The sequence below is a fragment of the Fulvivirga aurantia genome, from assembly GCF_009711475.1.
Classification (GTDB): Bacteria; Bacteroidota; Bacteroidia; order Cytophagales; family Cyclobacteriaceae; genus Fulvivirga; species Fulvivirga aurantia.
Window position 1 is genome coordinate 1 of the sequence record NZ_SMMD01000186.1, and the last position, 864, is coordinate 864.

Here is an 864-nt window from a genome sequence, read left to right on the forward strand (position 1 = left end):
TTATTTCTTGAATTGATCAGCGACTATGAGATCTTTTGTTCCGTGACCCCAGCTGTAGAATCCACTTCCAGATTTTACGCCTTTGTGACCTGCCTCAACCATATTTACCAATAGAGGGCAAGGTGCATATTTTGGGTTTCCAAATCCTTCATACAAGACATTTAATATCGAAAGGCAAACATCCAATCCAATGAAGTCAGCCAATTGCAAAGGTCCCATTGGGTGTGCCATTCCAAGTTTCATTACTGTATCGATCTCTTCAACTCCAGCTACACCCTCAAAAAGAGAGTAAATTGCCTCGTTGATCATTGGCATCAAAATTCTGTTGGCCACGAAGCCAGGATAATCATTTACCTCTACAGGCACCTTCTTAAGGCCTTTCGAGAGTTCCATGATTTTTTCAGTAACCTCATCGCTGGTATTGTACCCTCTTATCACTTCAATTAGCTTCATGACAGGTACTGGGTTCATGAAATGCATGCCGATCACTTTATCTGATCTTTTGGTTACAGCAGCGATTTTTGTAATAGATATTGATGATGTATTGGTTGCCAGAATAGTAGATTCATCACAAACCTCATCAAGTTGCTCAAATATTTTAAGCTTTAAGTCGATGTTTTCTGTTGCAGCTTCCACCACTAGGTCTACACCTTTTACACCTTCTTCAATTTTACTGTAGGTGGTGATGTTTTCAAGCGTATTTTTTTTATCGCCTTCTGAGATAAGCTCCTTTTTTACCTGCCTGTCGAGATTTTTCTCAATGGTTGCCAGTGCTTTTTTAAGCGCATCTTCAGAAATGTCTATAAGAGAAACTTTATGGCCAAATTGAGCAAAGACGTGTGCGATGCCATTACCCATGGTTCC

At 40.0% G+C, this 864-nt stretch carries 1 protein-coding gene; it reads right to left on the reverse strand.

Going from position 1 to position 864, the window contains the following annotated elements; translation table 11 throughout:
* On the reverse strand, positions 1 to 864 hold an 864-nt coding region (locus E1176_RS00575), incomplete at its 5' end, for a 3-hydroxybutyryl-CoA dehydrogenase (RefSeq protein WP_155208647.1).